The organism is Phenylobacterium sp., from assembly GCF_030693805.1.
GTDB lineage: Bacteria > Pseudomonadota > Alphaproteobacteria > Caulobacterales > Caulobacteraceae > Phenylobacterium.
Window position 1 is genome coordinate 13503 of the sequence record NZ_JAUXZW010000132.1, and the last position, 17205, is coordinate 30707.

Here is a 17205-nt window from a genome sequence, read left to right on the forward strand (position 1 = left end):
GCGCGCGGGGGGCGCCCACAAATACGCTGGCATGTCTGCCTCCCCGCCACAGATCCCCTGGAACGCTGACCACGCCGCGGCGCTCGTCGCGCGGTGCGTCGCGCTGGAAGGCCCTTTACTACCGGCTCTCCATGCCATTCAGGCGACGTTCGGCTGCGTGCCCGACGACGCCGTTCCGATCATCGCTCAGGTTTTGAACCTGTCCCGCGCCGATGTTCACGGTGTCCTGACATTCTACCACGACTTCCGACGGGCTCCCGCGGGACGCAGGATCCTCAAGTTCTGCGTGGCGGAGGCGTGCCAGGCGCGAGGGTCGGCTGCCGCGATCGCGCAGGTTGAGCGCGTCCTAGGCTTAAAGGTCGGAGAAACCCGCAGCGACGGCGCCGTGACGCTGGAAGCCGTCTATTGTCTCGGTCTTTGCGCGAGCGGCCCAGCGGCGCTGCTGGATGGCGACCCGTTCGCGCGCCTGAAGGGCGCGTGTCTCGACCGCCTACTGACACAGGTTCTGACATGAGCGTGCGGGTGTTCGTGCCGGCGGACGCCGCCGCCCTGGCGGTCGGCGCCGATCAGGTCTCTGACATCTTGTCAGCGGAGGCCCGCCAGTCCGGTCTGCCGGTCGAAATCGTGCGGACCGGATCCAGGGGGATGTTTGAACTGGAGACGCTGGTTGAGGTCGAAACCCCGGGAGGCCGCGTCGGCTACGGTCCGATCTATCCTGACGAAGCACGCGATCTCGCGCACAGCGGCCTGTTCGGGGCGGAGTCGCACCCCAAGTGCGTAGGTCCGGTGGAGGCCCTTCCCTTCCTGGGTCGCCAGAAGCGGCTGACATTCGCGCGCTGCGGCGTGATCGATCCGCAATCGCTGGATGCCTATCGCAATGCTGGCGGCCTAGCTGGCTTAGAAAAGGCGCTCTCGCTCAAACCTGAACAGATCGTCGAAGAGATCACCCGCTCTGGGCTGCGTGGTCGGGGCGGCGCTGGCTTTCCGGCCGGGATTAAGTGGGACACGGTTCGTCGCGCCCAAGCCGACCGCAAATACGTAGTCTGCAACGCCGATGAGGGCGACAGCGGGACCTTCGCCGACCGGATGTTGCTCGAGGGTGACCCGTTCCTGCTGATCGAAGGCATGGTCATCGCCGGCCTCGCGGTGGGCGCGGCGAAGGGCTTCATCTACATCCGCTCGGAATACCCGCACGCCATTCGCGCGTTTTCACGCTCCTTAGCGACGGCGCGAAGCGCTGGGCTGCTTGGTCCAACCGCAGGCGAGGGGCTGCAGGCGTTCGACATAGAATTGCGCGTGGGCGCCGACGCCTATGTATGCGGCGAAGAAACCGCGATGCTGGAGAGCCTGGAGGGGAAGCGCGGCCAGGTGCGCGCCAAGCCCCCTCTTCCGGCGCATGCTGGCCTGTTCGGGCGGCCGACGCTAATCAACAACGTCCTGACTCTGGCGGCCGCGCCCCTCATTCTGGCGAACGGCGCAGAGGCTTACGCGTCGCATGGACACGACCGTTCGCGCGGGACTATGCCCATCCAACTGGCCGGCGATATCCGGAACGGGGGCCTGTTCGAAGCGCCTTTCGGCCTCGACCTCAACGCACTGGTTTACGACATCGGCGGCGGGACTCTGAGCGGACGCCCCGTGCGCGCCGTTCAGGTCGGCGGACCGTTGGGTGCATATTTCCCACCCAGCCTGTTCGACACGCCCTTCGACTACGAGGCCTTCGCCGCACGCGACGGCTTGATCGGCCACGGCGGGATCGTGGTGTTCAACGACACGGTGGACTTGGCGGCGCAGGCGCGCTTCGCCATGGAGTTCTGCGCCGTCGAGAGTTGTGGGAAGTGCACGCCATGCCGGCTCGGGTCGGTGCGCGGGATTGAGACCATCGACCGGATCATCGCCGGTGAACGCAGCTCCCTCGCAGTGCTTGAGGATTTGTGCGAAACTATGCGGCTAGGATCGCTCTGTGCGCTCGGTGGCTTGACGCCATATCCCGTGATGAGCGCGGTGAGACACTTCCCGCAGGACTTCGAGCCCAGGTGGGAGGCGTTGGCGCCGCCGAAATGAGGCCGCGATGCCCCTGATCAAAGAGGCCGATTCCGGTACACCTCCTTCCGCCGCGACCGAGGTCGTATCGCTGACGATCGACGGGCAAACTGTGATGGCGCCAGCCGGGACTTCGGTGATGCGTGCGGCGTCCGCGATGGGTACGGCGATCCCGAGGTTATGCGCGACCGACAGCCTTCAGGCCTTCGGTTCATGCAGGCTCTGTCTGGTGGAGATCGACGGTCGCGCCGGAACGCCGGCGTCCTGCACCACGCCCATCGCCGACGGCATGGTGGTGCGCACCCAGACGCCCAGGCTCGCGAAACTGCGCAAGGGCGTGATGGAGCTCTACATTTCCGACCACCCGCTGGATTGTCTGACCTGCGCCGCGAACGGGGATTGCGAACTCCAGGACATGGCCGGAGCCGTGGGGCTGCGGGAGGTCCGATACGGATACGACGGCGCCAACCACCTCTGCGCGGAAGCTGACGAGTCCAACCCGTACTTCACCTTCGACCCGTCCAAGTGCATCGTCTGCTCGCGTTGCGTACGCGCCTGCGACGAGGTGCAGGGCACCTTCGCCCTGACCATCGACGGCCGCGGCTTCGCGAGCCAGGTTTCAGCCAGCCAGTTGCAGCCGTTCATGGAGTCCGAGTGCGTCTCGTGCGGCGCCTGTGTGCAAGCCTGCCCGACAGCGGCGCTGACCGAGACCGCGGTCATTGAGATTGGTCAGCCCGAGCATTCTGTCGTCACCACCTGCGCCTACTGTGGGGTCGGATGCACCTTCAAGGCGGAGATGCGCGGCGAGCAACTCGTGCGCATGGTTCCCTACAAGGACGGCAAGGCCAACCGCGGCCACTCCTGCGTCAAAGGTCGCTTCGCCTGGGGATACGCGACCCATCGCGAGCGCGTCCTCAATCCGATGATCCGCGAGGCCGTCACCGATCCTTGGCGCGAGGTGACTTGGTCAGAGGCCATCGCGTATGCCGCATCGGAATTCTCGCGCATTCAGGCGGCCCATGGGCGCAATTCAGTTGGCGGCATCACCTCGTCGCGGTGCACCAACGAGGAGACATTTCTGGTCCAGAAACTGGTGCGGGCCGGCTTCGGCAACAACAATGTCGACACCTGCGCCCGCGTCTGCCACTCGCCCACCGGCTACGGACTGAAGGCGACGTTCGGCACGTCCGCAGGCACCCAGGACTTCGATTCCGTCGAACACTCCGACGTCATCGTGGTGATCGGCGCCAATCCCACCGACGGCCATCCGGTATTCGCCTCCCGGATGAAGCAGCGGCTGCGCCAGGGTGCGCACCTTATCGTCATCGACCCGCGGCGGATCGACCTCGTTCGCACGCCTCATATTCAGGCTGACCATCACCTGCCGCTTAGGCCAGGGACCAATGTCGCCGTGTTGAACGCCCTGGCGCACGTCATCGTCACCGAAGGCCTGGTGGACGAGGCGTTCGTGCGCGAGCGCTGCGACTGGGATGAATTCCAGGATTGGGCTGAGTCTGTCTCCGCGCCGGCGAATTCACCCGAGGCAAGCGAGGCCTTCACCGGCGTGCCGGCGGAGACAGTGCGACAGGCTGCCCGCTTGTACGCGACCGGCGGCGCGGCGGCGATCTACTACGGCCTTGGCGTCACTGAGCACAGCCAGGGCACGACCGCGGTCATCGCCATCGCCAACCTGGCCATGGCGACCGGCAACCTCGGCAAGCTGGGCGCCGGCGTCAATCCGCTGAGAGGCCAGAACAACGTCCAGGGAGCCTGCGACATGGGCTCGTTCCCCCACGAGCTTTCTGGCTACCGTCACGTCTCCGACGACGATGCCCGCGGCGTGTTCGAGGCGCTGTGGGACGTCGAGCTTGACGCCGAGCCCGGCCTTCGTATCCCGAACATGCTTGATGCCGCCGTCCAGGGCGCCTTCAAGGGGCTATACATTCAAGGCGAGGACATTCTGCAGTCCGACCCGAACACCACGCACGTCGCGGCCGGTCTTGCGGCGATGGAGTGCGTCGTCGTCCAGGACCTGTTCCTGAACGAGACCGCCAACTACGCCCACGTCTTCTTGCCAGGATCGACGTTCCTCGAGAAGGACGGCACCTTCACCAACGCCGAACGCCGCATCCAGCGGGTTCGCAAGGTGATGAGCCCACGCAACGGCCACGGCGACTGGGAGATCACCCAGATGCTCTCCAACGCCATGGGCTTCGCGATGAACTACACGCACCCGTCCGAGATCATGGACGAGATAGCCAGCCTCACGCCCACCTTCGCCGGCGTCAGTTTCGCGAAGCTCGACGAGGAAGGGTCCGTCCAGTGGCCTTGCAATACGGCTGCGCCTCTCGGCACGCCGGTCATGCATCTCGACGGCTTCGTCCGAGGCAAGGGCCGGTTCATGCTGACCGAGTACGTCGCCACTGACGAGAAGGTCGGCCCGCGGTTTCCGCTGCTGCTCACCACCGGCCGCGTGCTGTCTCAATACAACGTCGGCGCCCAAACGCGCCGCACGGCGAACGTAGCCTGGTACAACGAGGACCTTCTCGAGATCCACCCAGAGGACGCCGAACAGCGGGGCGTCCGCAATGGCGACTGGGTTTCGCTGAAGAGTCGCGCTGGTGAAACCAGCCTGCGCGCCACAGTGACCGAACGCGTCGCGCCCGGCGTCGTCTACACGACCTTTCACTTCCCTCAAACGCAGGCCAACGTAGTCACCACCGACTATTCCGACTGGGCCACCAACTGCCCCGAGTACAAGGTCACCGCCGTCGAGGTGGCGCTCTCCAACGGCACGACGGATTGGCAGACCCGCTACCAGTCCCACACGCGACGCAGCCGACGCATCGCGCAACCTGAACCAGCCGAATGAGCGGCGCGGAAGTCGACCGGTTGGTCACCATGGCCAACCAGATCGCCCGCTTCTTCGAATCCCAACCGGGGGACGGGGCGGCTCGGGCCACGGCGGATCACCTCAACAGCTTTTGGGCTCCCACCATGCGCGAACAGCTGAGGGAGCATGCTGCAGCCGGCGGCTCAGGCTTGAGCGCTCTGGTCGCTGCGGCTGTCCCACTCCTTCGTCCGGCGCGCACCGATGCGCCGGGCTGATCTGGACGCGAGCGCACTGCAACCGGCTGTCGAAGTGAGCAGGTTCCGGTGGAGCGGTGCTGGCCTGGAGGCGGGCTCGCGACGGCTTCCCGAAGAGACGCCGATCGCCATAGTCCACGACGCATCAACTTCGGCCGTGATGATGGCCACGCCGGCGGATCTGGAAGATTTCGCTGTGGGCTTCAGCTTCACAGAGGGGTTGATTCGGTCGCTCTCCGACATCCGGGATCTTGAGATCGTCGAGTCCGATGCGGGCATAGAGCTTCGACTGTGGTTGGCCGAGGCTCCGTCTACTGCGCTTGTCGCTCGCCGTCGTCGGATGGTTGGGCCGACGGGGTGCGGCCTATGCGGCGTCGAGAGCCTGGAACAGGCCATCCCGCCGCCGCGACGTGTGGACTCCACGCTTTCGATCTCGCCGCGCGACGTCGAGACCGCGCTCGCCGCTCTTGTAGCCGTCCAGCCGCTCGGCGCGGCGACGCGCGCTGTGCACGCAGCAGGCTATTGGGACGTCACAAGCCGTCAGATTGTCGTGCGCGAGGACGTCGGCCGCCACAACGCGCTCGACAAGCTTGTCGGCGCGCGTCTTCGTTCTGGCGGCGCTTGCGGCGACGGCGCTGTTGTTCTCACCAGCCGTGTCTCGGTGGAGAGGGTCCAAAAGGCAGCGGCCGCTGGCGCGCCAGTGCTGATCGCCGTGTCGGCTCCAACCGCGCTGGCCGTGCGGACTGCCGAGGAAGCCGGGATCACCTTGATCGCTGTAGCGCGCGCTGACGGCTTCGAGATCTATTCACATTCTCAACGACTGATCGCGTGAGACTCCATCACCACAAGCGACGCCACCAGGGCGTCATTCGCTCCCGCCCCCGCGCCTCCAACTGATGTTCCGCATCGTGGATATCCACCGCAAGCCTGCGTGCCGCGTCGCAAGCTGCAAGCTGCGCGCCGCGGACAGCGAACCCGGACGCCATCCTGGACCTGACCCTGTTCCGGATCCCGACCTTCACGGCGTCCGTGGTCGGCGGCGCGTTCATGCGCCTCGTCCAGGGGGCCACGCCCTTCCTGCTCGCCCTGCTGTTGCAGGTCATCTTCGGAATGTCACCGTTCGAGGCGGGATTGCTGACCTGCATGGCCGCCATCGGCGCCCTGGCCATGAAATCCGCCGCGCCGCCGATCCTGCGGCGGTTCGGATTCCGCACGGTGCTTTGGGTGAACGGCGTCATCGTCAGCATAATGTTCCTGCTGTACGCCGTCTTCGAACCGACGACGCCGCGCTGGATCATGATCACCCTGCTGCTTGCCGGCGGCTTCTTCCGCTCGCTGCAATTCACCAGCCTCAACGGCCTGTCCTACGCAGACATCGAGCAGCCTCAGATGAGCCGCGCCACCTCGATGTCGCAGATGGCGCAGCAGCTTGTGCAGTCGATCGGCGTCGGGCTGGCGGCCACCATGCTGCATCTGTTCACCACCATGCAGGGCGAAACCACCCTGAGCGCGTCATCGGTCGCGAACACCTTCATCGCCCTGGGAGCGATCAGCTTCCTCTCGCTCCCCTTCTTCCTGCGCCTCCCCCGTGACGCCGGCGACGGAATGAACCGCAGGCCGTAGGCGCCTCGGCCTCATCGACAGAGTTACGCAGCGGCGCCGGCCGCCACCGTCTTGACGCCTGCCTCGCATGGTGGCCCATCTGCCGCGATGTCCGAAGCGAACCTCGACTTTCCGCCTTCGAGCGCCGCCGACTGGCGCGCCCTCGTGGCCAAGACCCTCGGCGACAAGCCGTTCGAAAGCCTCTTCTCGACGACCGTGGAGAGCCTGACGATCGCGCCGCTCTACCCATCCGCGGAAGCGACGCCCCTGGGATTCCGTCCGCGGACGGTAGACGTCGATCGCCAGTGGGACGTGCGCACAGTGGTCGCCCACCCCGATCCGGCCATAGCCAATGGCGAGATCCTCCGCGACTTGGAAGGCGGCGCCGCCTCCGTACTGGTGCGGCTCGACCCGACCGGCGAGACCGGTGTGGCCGTGGGTTCAGCCGACGATCTGGCCCGTGTGCTTTCCCAGGTTGTCCTCGAACTCGCGCCGGTGGCCCTCGACGCTGGCTTCCTCGGCGCCCGCGCCGCTGATTGGCTTGGGACCGTCGCCAAGGCCTCTCCTGGCGCGAAACTCAGGCTCAACCTCGATCCGCTGAGTGCTTTCGCCGAAGCCGGCGCGAGCCCGGGTCCCATCGAGAGCCACATGGTCGCCTGCGCCGTCGCCGCCGTTCGCCTCTCCGACACCTATCCGCAGGCGACGTTGTTCCTCGCCTCCGGGCGCGTCGTACACGAGGCTGGCGGCGGCGAGGCGGGCGAACTGGCTTTCGCCCTCGCCTCCGCCCTAGCCTACGCCAAGGCGCTTGTGCGGGCCGGCATGCCCATGGACCGCGCTTTCGGCGCGATCAGCCTGGGGCTCTGTGCGGACACCGACTATTTCCTGACCATCGCCAAGCTGCGTGCTGCGCGCGTGCTCTGGGCGCGGTTGGTCGCCGCCTGCGGGGTCGACATCGCGGCGGTGGTCGAGGCCCGCGCCTCGCATCGCATGCTGACCGTGCAGGATCCCTGGACCAACATGCTGCGCCTTACCGCCGCCGGCTTCGCCGCCGCGGTCGGTGGAGCCGATTCCGTAGCGCTGGGCTGTTTCACTGACGCCATCGGCCTGCCCACCGAATTCGCGCGCCGCCAGAGCCGCAACACCCAGCTCGTGCTGATGGAGGAGGCCCATATCGCCCGCGTCTTCGATCCCTCCGCCGGCGCCGGCTATATCGAAACCCTGACCGAGGACCTCGCGCGCGCCGCCTGGGCCGCTTTCCAGGCGATCGAAGCCGCAGGCGCGGCGATCGCGGCGCTGGAAGCCGGCCACGTCGCCGCCGAGGTCGCCCAGGCCAATGCGACCCGCGCCTCCGCGGGAGAACCCCGCATCGTCGGCGTCACCGCATTCCCGCCCGCCAAGTCCGCCCAGGTCGCGGTGGAGACGCCTGCCGCACACGCGGTCGATGCGCCCTCGCCGCGGGTCCCCGGACCAGACAGCGCCTGCCCGCCGCTCAAGCCCCTGCGCCTGGCCCAACCCTACGAGGTCCAGTGATGGCCCAGTTCCCCGACTTCGCGACCCTGCCCTTCGACGCCGCCGCCATCCCGGCGCTCGCCGCTGAAGGCGCGGTCTGGGAAACCCCCGAGGGCGTCAGCGTCAAACCCGGCTACGGCCCTGCCGACATTGCTGGCCTCGACGTCGTCGGCGCCTACCCAGGCGTCGCGCCCTTCCTGCGCGGCCCCTATCCCACCATGTACCTGACCAACCCATGGACGGTGCGCCAGTACGCGGGCTTCAGCACCGCCGAGGACTCCAACGCCTTCTATCGCCGCAACCTCGCGGCCGGTCAGATGGGCCTCTCGGTCGCGTTCGATCTCGCCACCCATCGCGGCTACGATTCCGATCACCCCAGGGTCCGGGGCGACGTCGGCATGGCCGGCGTGGCGATCGACTCCATCCTCGACATGCGCACCCTGTTCGACGGCATCCCGCTCGACCGGATGAGCGTTTCAATGACCATGAACGGGGCCGTGCTGCCGGTCCTGGCGCTCTACATCGTCGCCGGGGAGGAACAAGGTGTTCCGACCGAGAAACTGTCCGGCACGATCCAGAACGACATCCTCAAGGAGTTCCTGGTCCGCAACACCTACATCTATCCGCCAGCGCCATCGATGCGGATCATTTCAGACATCTTTTCATATACTTCGAGCCACATGCCGAAGTTCAATTCGATCTCGATCTCCGGCTATCATATCCAGGAGGCGGGGGCGACGCTGGACCTTGAGCTCGCCTACACCCTGGCCGACGGCATCGAATACGTCCGCGCTGGCGTCGCCGCGGGCATGAGCGTCGACAAGTTCGCCCCGCGCCTGTCGTTCTTCTGGAACGCCGGCATGAACGCCTTCATGGAGATCGCCAAGCAGCGCGCCGGCCGCCTCCTTTGGGCCAAGCTGATGCGCGACGAGTTCAATCCGAAGGACGCCCGCTCGCTCGCCCTTCGCGCCCACACCCAGACCAGCGGCTGGAGCCTGGCGGCCCACGACGTCTACAACAACGTTGCGCGCACCTGTGTGGAGGCCATGGCCGCGGTCGGCGGCCAGACTCAGAGCCTGCACACCAATTCGCTCGACGAAGCGCTGGCGCTCCCCACCGACTTCTCCGCTCGGATCGCCCGCAACACTCAGCTCTTCCTCCAGCTCGAGAGCGGCCAGACCCGGGTGATCGACCCCTGGGGCGGCTCCTACTACGTCGAGCGCCTCACCGCCGATCTTGCGGCACGCGCCCTGGAGCACATCGCCGAGGTCGAGGCCTTGGGCGGCATGGCTCGCGCCATCGAGGACGGCCTGCCCAAGCGCCGCATCGAGGAGGCCTCGGCCCGCACCCAGGCGCGCATCGACTCCGGCCGCCAGACCGTGGTCGGGGTCAACCGCTACCGTCCCGAGGGCGCTGACGAGATCCCGATGCTCAAGGTCGACAACAGCGCGGTGCGCGAACGCCAGCTCGCCAAGCTTCAACAGCTTCGCGCCGAGCGCGACCCTGTCGCCGTGGACGCCGCTCTCAACGCGCTGACCGAGGGCGCGCGCGCAAGCGGCAATCTGCTGGAGTTGTCGGTCAACGCCGCGCGCGCCCGCGCCACGGTCGGCGAGATCAGCCTGGCCTTGGAGAAGGTCTTCAGCCGCCATTCGGCCGTCGCGTCGGCCGTCACCGGCGTCTACCTGCGCGAAGCCGGCTCCACCGCCGCCTCTCGCCGCGCCATCGCCATGGCAGACGCCTTCACCCAGGCGGATGGACGCAAACCCCGCGTGCTGATCGCCAAGATGGGCCAGGACGGCCATGACCGCGGTCAGAAGGTGATCGCCTCCGGCTTCGCCGACCTGGGGTTCGACGTGGACATCGGCAATCTTTTTCAGACGCCCGCAGAGGCGGCGGCCCTAGCCGTCGAGAACGGCGTGCATGTGGTGGGGGCAAGCTCGCTCGCCGCTGGCCACCTGACCCTCGTGCCGGAACTCAAGGAAGAGCTCGCCAAGCTCGGCCGCCCCGACATCCTCGTGGTGGTCGGCGGCGTCATTCCCCCGGAGGATTTCCAGGCCCTGCGGGACGCAGGCGTGGCCGCCATCTTCACGCCCGGCGCCGTGGTCTCGGAGGCGGCCATCGAGGTGCTGGAACGGCTGAACGAGCAGCTCGGCTACGCCCAGGTGGCGCAACCGGCCTGAATCCTTAGCGGTTGCGGCCGGCGTCCACGGTCATCTCGTAAGGCTGGTCCTCGAGCTCGACGTCGAAGGTCTCCAGGATCCGCGACACGGTCATGTAGTAGCCGATCACCATCACCAGCTCATGTAGCTGGTGATACGAGACCCGCGCCCGCAACGGCTCGAACGTCGCATCCGAGGCGCGCACGTTCAGCACGACATCGTCTGTGAAGCGCATCACCAAGCGCTGCAGATCGTCGAACGCCGCAGCGTCCGGTCCCTCGTGGACCGCCGCGATCAGCGCATCGCTCATCCCCACCCGCTTGCCGATCCGCTCGTGCTGGGTGATCTCGTAGGACGCCTTGGACAGCACGCCGACCCGGATGATCGCGATCTCGCGCAAAACAGGTTCGAGCTTGCCGTAGTTCAGCAGTTGCCCGCCCAGCTTGGTGAAGCCGTCCAGCAGCTCCCCAGAATGCCCCAGCATGCGGAACAGGTTCAACGGCGGCAGCTTCTCATAGGCCTTCTTGGCCCGCGGACCGACCGCATCAGCGGGATCGAAATAAGGAATGCGCGGCATACTGAAGCTCCTTGGCGAGCCCGCAACCTAGCGGCGTCGCGCGCCGCGGCAAGCGTCTCAGCGCCCTGCGCCAGCCTTCGCCGCCCGGCCCACGCCGCGCCGCCCGAACCAACTGTCGGTCAGCACAGAGGGTCCGTGCCGGGCCTCGATGTCCTTCTGCAGCGCCTTGGCCGCCATCAGGTGGCCGGGGAACAGGGTGTCGATCGCCCAGCCCACAACAGGCACGCCGGACGTCGCGGAGTCGGCGGCGAGATAGAGCCCCATCCTGGCCAGGGTCGCCGCCGACGCGCCCGCCAGCACTCCCTCGTAGATCAGCAGACCCGCGGCGCCCACGCTGTAGACGACGTTGGCGCCCGGAACCCAGGCCAGCACGCCGTCCAATCCCAGGCCGAACGGCCCGATGCCGACCAGCCGGTCCGAAAGCCGCTTGATCCGTTCCGCGGAACGCCAGGCGCGATGGGCCGTCTCGCGATGTTCGCTCATGCGAGCGTCAACGCGCAGACCGCCACCTTGGCTCCACTCATCCCCACAGCTCCGGTTTCGGCGGCTCAAGTATCGATCCGGTGATCGCCAGCCCGGGCTCGCGATCGCGCAAGAGCAGCAACGGACCGTCGAGGTCGACGAACTCTGCGCCCTGCGCCAGGATCATCGCCGGCGCCATGGCCAGCGAGGTCGCCACCATGCAACCGGCCATCACCATCAACCCGCGCTCTCGCGCCGCCGCCTTCACCGCCAGCGCCTCTGTCAGGCCGCCGGCCTTGTCCAGCTTGATGTTCACGCAGGCGTAGCGACGCGCGCAGTCGTCGAGCTCCGCGCGGGTGTGCAGGCTCTCGTCGGCGCACAGCGGCACAGGGCTCTCGTATCCTTCGAACTGGACATCCTCGCTGGCGGGCAGCGGCTGCTCGATCAGCGCCACGCCCAGCTTGGCCAGCTCAGGCGTCAGCCGGCGCAGCAGCTCCATCGAAAGCCCTTCGTTGGCGTCGACGATCAGGCGTGTCTTCGGCGCCGCCGCACGCACAGCGGCCACACGGTCCAGGTCGTTCCCGCCGCCGATCTTCAGCTTCAGCATCGGCCGGCTCGCCGCGGCCTTGGCGGCGGCCGCCATGTCCTCGGCGCTCGCCATCCCGATCGTGAAGCAGGTCTTCAGCGGGTGGATCCGTTCGAGTCCCGCTGTACGCCAGGCCGGTGTTCCGCTGCGCTTGGCCTCCAGGTCCCAGAGCGCGCAATCCAGCGCGTTACGGGCCGCGCCTGGCTCGATCAGCGTCTGCAGGACGTTCCGCGACGCCCCGGCCTCGATGGCTTCCGCCATGGCCGCCACCTGCGCCAGCGCGCCCTCGATCGTCTCTCCGTTGCGCAGATAGGGCGTCGACTCGCCGCGGCCCCGGTGCGCGCCTTCTGCGATCTCGACGACGATCACGTGCGCCTCGTACTTGGCGCCGCGGGCGATGCGGAACTCGCCCGCCGTGGGCCACCGCTCATCGCGTACGGAGAGCGTGCGCATCATCGCCTCCCCGCGCCCAGGCGCGCGCTCAGGCCATGTCCCCAACCGCCGCCTCGAGCACCAGATAAGCGCGCCCGCCGTCCGAGTTGAGCAGCGCCGCCACCAGGAAGCCTTCGTGGTCGCGCGCCGCGGCGTCGTCGAGCAGAGCTTTGTAGCGGTCGAGATGGCGCGCGGTCTGCCGGCCCAGCCGCTCGTCGGCCAGCAGCCGCCGGCTCAGCCTATGCACCGCGGCGGGCGCCAGCTTGCGCACCACCTCGCGCGCGCCAAGCAGGTCGCCAGTCTGGATCACCGCGGCGATCTTCTCGATCCGGTCCGGCGGCAGCAGCGACGTCGCATCGATTCCCATCTCGGCGATCTCGTCGATCAGCACGGCTTCAAGCTTCACCGGGTCGGTGGGCCCGCTCTCGTCGATCGACGACAGCAGCTCCTTCCATGTCCAGCCGTCAGTGTCCGGCGCGTCCGCGCCGCCGCTAGCCTCGAAGACGCTGGAGAATTCCTCGTCCGTGGCGGTCGGCGTCAGCCGCAACCGAGGCCGCGTCGCACCCGGCTCCGCCTTCACGGCAGGCTCGACCTTCGATTCCGCCTTGGGCTCTGGAGCGCGCGCTGGCGCAGGCGTTTCCACCACCGCCTCCGGGGCCGCACGTGGAGTCCGAGGCGGCGGCGGAGGCGTCAGCATCGCCGGCGCGGCCATGGCGGTGACCGGGCCGCTGGCCACCGCGCCCATCAGCCGGACGGCCTCGCTCAGCATCTCGTAGTTGCGCCGCACGCGTTCCTGGAACGCCGCGTCGATCGCCTGGGTCTCCTCGGCTGCGCGTCGCGCCTGACCCAGGAGCTCGTCCATGCTCTCGGTGACGGCGACCCGCACCTGCTCGGCCTGATCGCGAGCCGCCAGCGGCATCTGCGCCGAACGTTGATCCACGTCGGCCAGCATGCGCTGCAGTTCTTCCAGCGTCGCACGCGCAGCCGAAGCGCCGGCCTCCAGTTTCTCGGCCGTCGCCGTCCCCGCCTGCTCGACCATCTCCGCCGAGCGCTCGATTAGTTGCCGCGCCTCGTCCAAGCGCGCCTCGAACGCCTGGTTGGCCTTCTGACCAGCGGTGAATGCGGCTTCCGACAGTTGATCGACCTGATCTCGCGCGGCCTCCGCGTGACGCGACGACGCTGCACGCGTCTCTTCGGCTGCACGCGCCAGCGCCTCGATTGCAGCCTCGGTCTGCACCGCGAGCTGTTCGCGTTCCTTGGCCGCAGTCTCGAACACCGTGCCTACGGCCTGGGCCGACGACTGGCTGAACGCGTCGCGTTCGGCCTGCGCGGCCTGGGTCAGGTCACGGAACTGCGCCGTCGCCTCGGCCATCAGATGGCGCAGCGACTCGCCGCCCTTCAGCGCGCGGTCACCCATCTCCAGCGCCGAAATCCGCGCCTGGCCGATGAAGTCGGCCAGTTGCGCCGCGTGGCCCTCAGCCTCGGTGGCGAACGCTTCGTTGTCCGCCCGCAAGGCATGCGAGAGCGTGACCAGCGACGCCCGCTGCTCGGCCAATCCGCCCTCCACGGCGCGAATCTGTTCGGCGACGCCGATGCCGGCGTTCTCCAGCCGTGCGATGTGCCTGTTCAGGTCCTCGCCCGCGGTCCGCGCGGCGCCCTGCGCCTCGCCGGCCGCGGCGGCGAGGTCGGCGGCCCTCGCCGCCAGTAGAGCCTCGGCTTCCCGCAACTGCGTCTCGGCCAGGTCGGACGCCTCGGCCACCATGCGCGCCTGCTGGCTGATCACGTCAGCGACCTTGGCCGCCTGCGCATCCAGGCTCTGGGCCAACACGCCCATTTCGGTGCGCTCCAGGCCCAGGCTCGCGCTCAAGCCTTGGGCGTTGCGAAGCGACGTCGCCGCGGCCTCCGCCAGCCGCTCGGTCTCCTGCGACAGCGACTTGCGCAGCTCCAGCAGCGCGACGCGGGCGTCGTCCGCCGCCTCGCCGGCCCTGCGGATCTCCTCGCGTATCGACTGCACGACATCCCCGGCCCCCAGGCCCGCGGCCACAACTGGTGCGATCAGGTCGTCGGCCAGCGCCTTCGCCCGGCGGGTCTCGGCGCCCAGCTTTTGGGTCTGGCGCACCATGTAGGCTGCGATCCACACGAACGCCGCCGGCCCCACCGACAGCAGGGCGAACACCGCGATCGCGAACAGGTCGTCCCGGAACGGGGCCACGCCGTTGCGATAGCCGATCGCGAACGCCAGCGGCCCGCACACCCACAGCACCGACACAACCAGCGCGGCCAGGTAGATCGGCCACGCGGGAGGCGATTCGTAGTCTTCCTGCAGCACCGCCAGGGATTCGGCGCGGGAGAATTCCGCAGCGTCGCTCGCCCCACGGCGGGCCGGCGCCCGGTCTGAGTCAGCCGGCGTCAGCGCGCTCGGCGCGCCGTCTTCCGACATCGCTGGCGAAATTCCCGAAACGCTTTGGAAATCCGCCGGCTGCCGCCGCTTGGTGATCTTCATACGCGGCCCTTGTGCGGCCTGCTCGGCCCACGGCTCAAAGCCTCGCGTCCCGGCTCGGGCGCAGCGGCTCCACGCCAATCGGCACGAGACTTACCGGCCATCATGGATGACGCAAACAGTCATAGGAGGGATTCCGGCTTACAGAGACGCAATGCCGCGACCACGGGCGACGCCCTAGGCCTTGGCCACCCGCACCGGTGGCGGCGCGGGGCGCTCCAACGTCTTGTCGGCTTTTTTGGCCGCCGGCGGGACGTCCCTGCGCACCACGACCCGCTCGACCACCGCCGGCGGGTCGACCCGGACAGGCTCCAGCGTCACGCCGAAATGCGAATAGACGAGCGTCGAGGACTGCACGACCACGGCGGCGACGAGTTCAGTGAATGTCGTCATCAGACCTCTCCTCCTGCCGGAGCCGAACGCCAGCACGCTGTATAGCAGCGGCGTCCCGTCGATGACGCTTGTAACATGAAATTTAGCGGCTTGGCCCGCGGAGTTGGAGCGGGGCTTGAAGTGGCTGGCGCTGATTGGCGTCAGGCGGCCAGGCGCTCCTTGAACGCCGCGCCCTCGTGCGCCAGCAGCCAGCGTTTGCGATCGAGGCCGCCGGCGTATCCGGTCAGTGACCCGTCCGCGCCGATCACCCTGTGGCAAGGCACCACCAGCGCCACCGGGTTGGAGCCGTTCGCCGTTCCGACCGCGCGCACCGCCCTGGGCGAACCGACCTTGGCGGCGAGGCCCGAATAGCTCAGCGTCTCCCCGGCAGGTATCGTGCAGAGCGCGCGCCACACCGCGCGCTGAAACGCCGTCCCCGCCGTTTCCCAGCGAATCGATTCCAGCGCCTTGGCGTCGCCGGCGAAGTAGCCCTCCAGCGCGCGCCGCACCGACGCCGGCGCCGGGCCCTTGGTCATGACCGGCTCGCCATAGTGCCGCAGCAGCAGGCGGCGCATGCGGTCCTCGTGATCGGTCCAGTCGAGGGCGCGCAGCGCGCCATCCTGGTCGGTGACCAGGAACAGTTGGCCCGTCGGCGTCTCCATCCGGTCGATCGACAGCTCAAGCGGCTTGGAGGTCATCGGTCCTGTCCTTCTGGTCGGCCGGGGTGTGCAGCGAGGCCCAAAGGTGCTGGGCGGCGTAGGCGCGCCAGGGTCGCCAGCGCTCTGCCCGGATCAGCAGTTCCGCCGAAGTCGGCCGCCGGCCTTCGCTGTCCACCAGCGCCCGCTGCAGCGCCACGTCGGCGTGCGGGAAAGCGTCCGGCTCGCGCAGTTCGCGCAGCGCGATGTACTGGGCTGTCCACTCGCCCACCCCCGGCAGCGCCCGCAGCGCCTCGATCGCCTCTTCCAGGCTGCGTCGAGCTCCGAATATCAGTGGATCAGCGACCGTCGCCCGGGCCATCGATTCCAGCGCCGCGCCGCGCGCCTTGGGCATGCCCAAGGCCGCGATGTCCTGGCCCACCAGCCGCTCGGGCCCCGGGAACACGCGGGTCAGCCCCAGTTCCACCGCCGCCGGATCGTCGATCGCTTCGCCGTAGGCGGAGACCAGCTTGGCCGCCAGGTTGCGCGCCGCCCGGACCGTGATCTGCTGGCCGAGGATCGCCCGCACGGCGAGCTCGAAGCCATCCCAGGCTCCCGGCGCCCGCAACCCCGGGCGCGCGGCGACCAGGGGCGCCAGCGCCGGGTCCTGCGACAGGTGCTCGCCGATGGTCTCCGGCTCGGCCGCCAGGTCGAACACCCGCCGAACCCTCGCGATGATCGCCGGCAACGCCTGCAGCCGCGGGAACCACACGCTCGCCGCCAGGACGTCGCCGTCCGCCGGCCGCACGCTGATCACGCCGTGCGCGCCGTCGATCGACACGGTGCGCGAATAACTGTCCGCCGTGACCACCTCGACGCCGGGGATCGCCCGCGCCGAAAGGAACGCGATCATGCTCTCCCAGTCGTATGGCGCGCGGTAGGCGAGCCGCACCGTCACCGCGCCGCCGTCCGCGGCGCTGGTCTCCAGCCGGCCAGAGCGGCGCAACGCCTGGGGAGATCGCCGGAACAGCTGCTGGAACGACTCATTGAACCGCCGCACGCTGCCGAATCCGGCCGCCAGCGCGACCTCGCTCATGGGCAGCCGGGTCTCATGGATCAATTGCTTGGCCAGCAGCACGCGGCGCGTCTGGGCGACCGACACCGGCGAGGCGCCGAGGTGCTGGCGGAACAGCCTGCGGAGTTGCCGTTCGCCGACACCCAACCGGGTCGCCAGGGCGTCG

At 68.3% G+C, this 17205-nt stretch carries 15 protein-coding genes; 8 read left to right on the plus strand and 7 right to left on the minus strand.

Annotation, left to right across the window (positions count from 1 at the left end):
• The first annotated feature begins 31 nt into the window (after positions 1-31).
• The 8 genes from Q8M88_RS05880 (at position 32) to scpA (ending at position 10421) form a co-directional block, all read left to right on the plus strand.
• Positions 32-514, plus strand: a complete 483-nt coding sequence (locus Q8M88_RS05880; RefSeq protein WP_305595334.1) for a formate dehydrogenase subunit gamma — start codon at positions 32-34, stop codon at positions 512-514.
• Positions 511-2064 carry an NADH-ubiquinone oxidoreductase-F iron-sulfur binding region domain-containing protein gene (locus Q8M88_RS05885; protein ID WP_305595336.1) on the plus strand — a complete coding sequence of 518 codons (1554 nt, stop codon included), beginning with the start codon at positions 511-513 and terminating at the stop codon, positions 2062-2064. Before Q8M88_RS05880 ends, Q8M88_RS05885 begins: the two co-directional genes overlap by 4 nt.
• A 7-nt stretch (positions 2065-2071) precedes the next feature.
• Positions 2072-4915, plus strand: coding sequence for a formate dehydrogenase subunit alpha (gene fdhF, locus Q8M88_RS05890; protein WP_305595338.1), 2844 nt, complete (start codon positions 2072-2074; stop codon positions 4913-4915).
• The gene (locus Q8M88_RS05895; protein ID WP_305595340.1) at positions 4912-5151 is read left to right on the plus strand and encodes a formate dehydrogenase subunit delta; all 240 of its coding nucleotides are present in this window, start codon (positions 4912-4914) and stop codon (positions 5149-5151) included. The genes fdhF and Q8M88_RS05895 overlap by 4 nt, the downstream gene beginning before the upstream one ends.
• Positions 5138-5962 carry a formate dehydrogenase accessory sulfurtransferase FdhD gene (fdhD, locus tag Q8M88_RS05900; RefSeq protein ID WP_305595342.1) on the plus strand — a complete coding sequence of 275 codons (825 nt, stop codon included), beginning with the start codon at positions 5138-5140 and terminating at the stop codon, positions 5960-5962. The genes Q8M88_RS05895 and fdhD overlap by 14 nt, the downstream gene beginning before the upstream one ends.
• A 215-nt stretch (positions 5963-6177) precedes the next feature.
• Complete coding sequence (locus Q8M88_RS05905; protein ID WP_305595344.1) at positions 6178-6753, plus strand: MFS transporter; 576 nt, start codon at positions 6178-6180, stop codon at positions 6751-6753.
• Between the two features lie 87 nt (positions 6754-6840).
• Positions 6841-8262 carry a methylmalonyl-CoA mutase family protein gene (locus Q8M88_RS05910; protein ID WP_305595346.1) on the plus strand — a complete coding sequence of 474 codons (1422 nt, stop codon included), beginning with the start codon at positions 6841-6843 and terminating at the stop codon, positions 8260-8262.
• A complete protein-coding gene (gene scpA, locus Q8M88_RS05915; protein ID WP_305595348.1) occupies positions 8262-10421 on the plus strand; it encodes a methylmalonyl-CoA mutase in 2160 nt (719 codons plus the stop codon). Before Q8M88_RS05910 ends, scpA begins: the two co-directional genes overlap by 1 nt.
• Positions 10422-10425: 4 nt before the next feature.
• Here the strand turns inward: scpA and Q8M88_RS05920 are convergent, their stop codons facing one another.
• The 7 genes from Q8M88_RS05920 to Q8M88_RS05950 form a co-directional block, all read right to left on the minus strand.
• On the minus strand, positions 10426-10977 hold the full coding sequence (locus Q8M88_RS05920) for a carboxymuconolactone decarboxylase family protein (RefSeq protein ID WP_305595350.1): 552 nt from the start codon (positions 10975-10977) through the stop codon (positions 10426-10428).
• 57 nt (positions 10978-11034) lie between these two features.
• Positions 11035-11460 carry a DUF4112 domain-containing protein gene (locus Q8M88_RS05925; RefSeq protein ID WP_305595352.1) on the minus strand — a complete coding sequence of 142 codons (426 nt, stop codon included), beginning with the start codon at positions 11458-11460 and terminating at the stop codon, positions 11035-11037.
• Positions 11461-11497: 37 nt separating this feature from the next.
• Positions 11498-12478, minus strand: coding sequence for an N-acetyl-D-Glu racemase DgcA (gene dgcA / locus Q8M88_RS05930; RefSeq protein ID WP_305595354.1), 981 nt, complete (start codon positions 12476-12478; stop codon positions 11498-11500).
• 28 nt (positions 12479-12506) lie between these two features.
• Positions 12507-14897, minus strand: coding sequence for a polar localization protein TipN (locus tag Q8M88_RS05935; RefSeq protein WP_305595356.1), 2391 nt, complete (start codon positions 14895-14897; stop codon positions 12507-12509).
• A gap of 237 nt (positions 14898-15134) precedes the next feature.
• Positions 15135-15350: a hypothetical protein gene (locus Q8M88_RS05940; protein ID WP_305595358.1), complete on the minus strand. Its 216-nt coding sequence runs from the start codon at positions 15348-15350 to the stop codon at positions 15135-15137.
• 140 nt (positions 15351-15490) lie between these two features.
• Positions 15491-16027 (minus strand): methylated-DNA--[protein]-cysteine S-methyltransferase, encoded by a 537-nt coding sequence (locus Q8M88_RS05945; RefSeq protein ID WP_305595359.1) that lies wholly within the window; start codon positions 16025-16027, stop codon positions 15491-15493.
• Positions 16008-17205: DNA-3-methyladenine glycosylase 2 (locus tag Q8M88_RS05950; RefSeq protein ID WP_305595361.1), on the minus strand; the 1198-nt coding region annotated here is incomplete at its 5' end. The genes Q8M88_RS05945 and Q8M88_RS05950, both read right to left, overlap by 20 nt.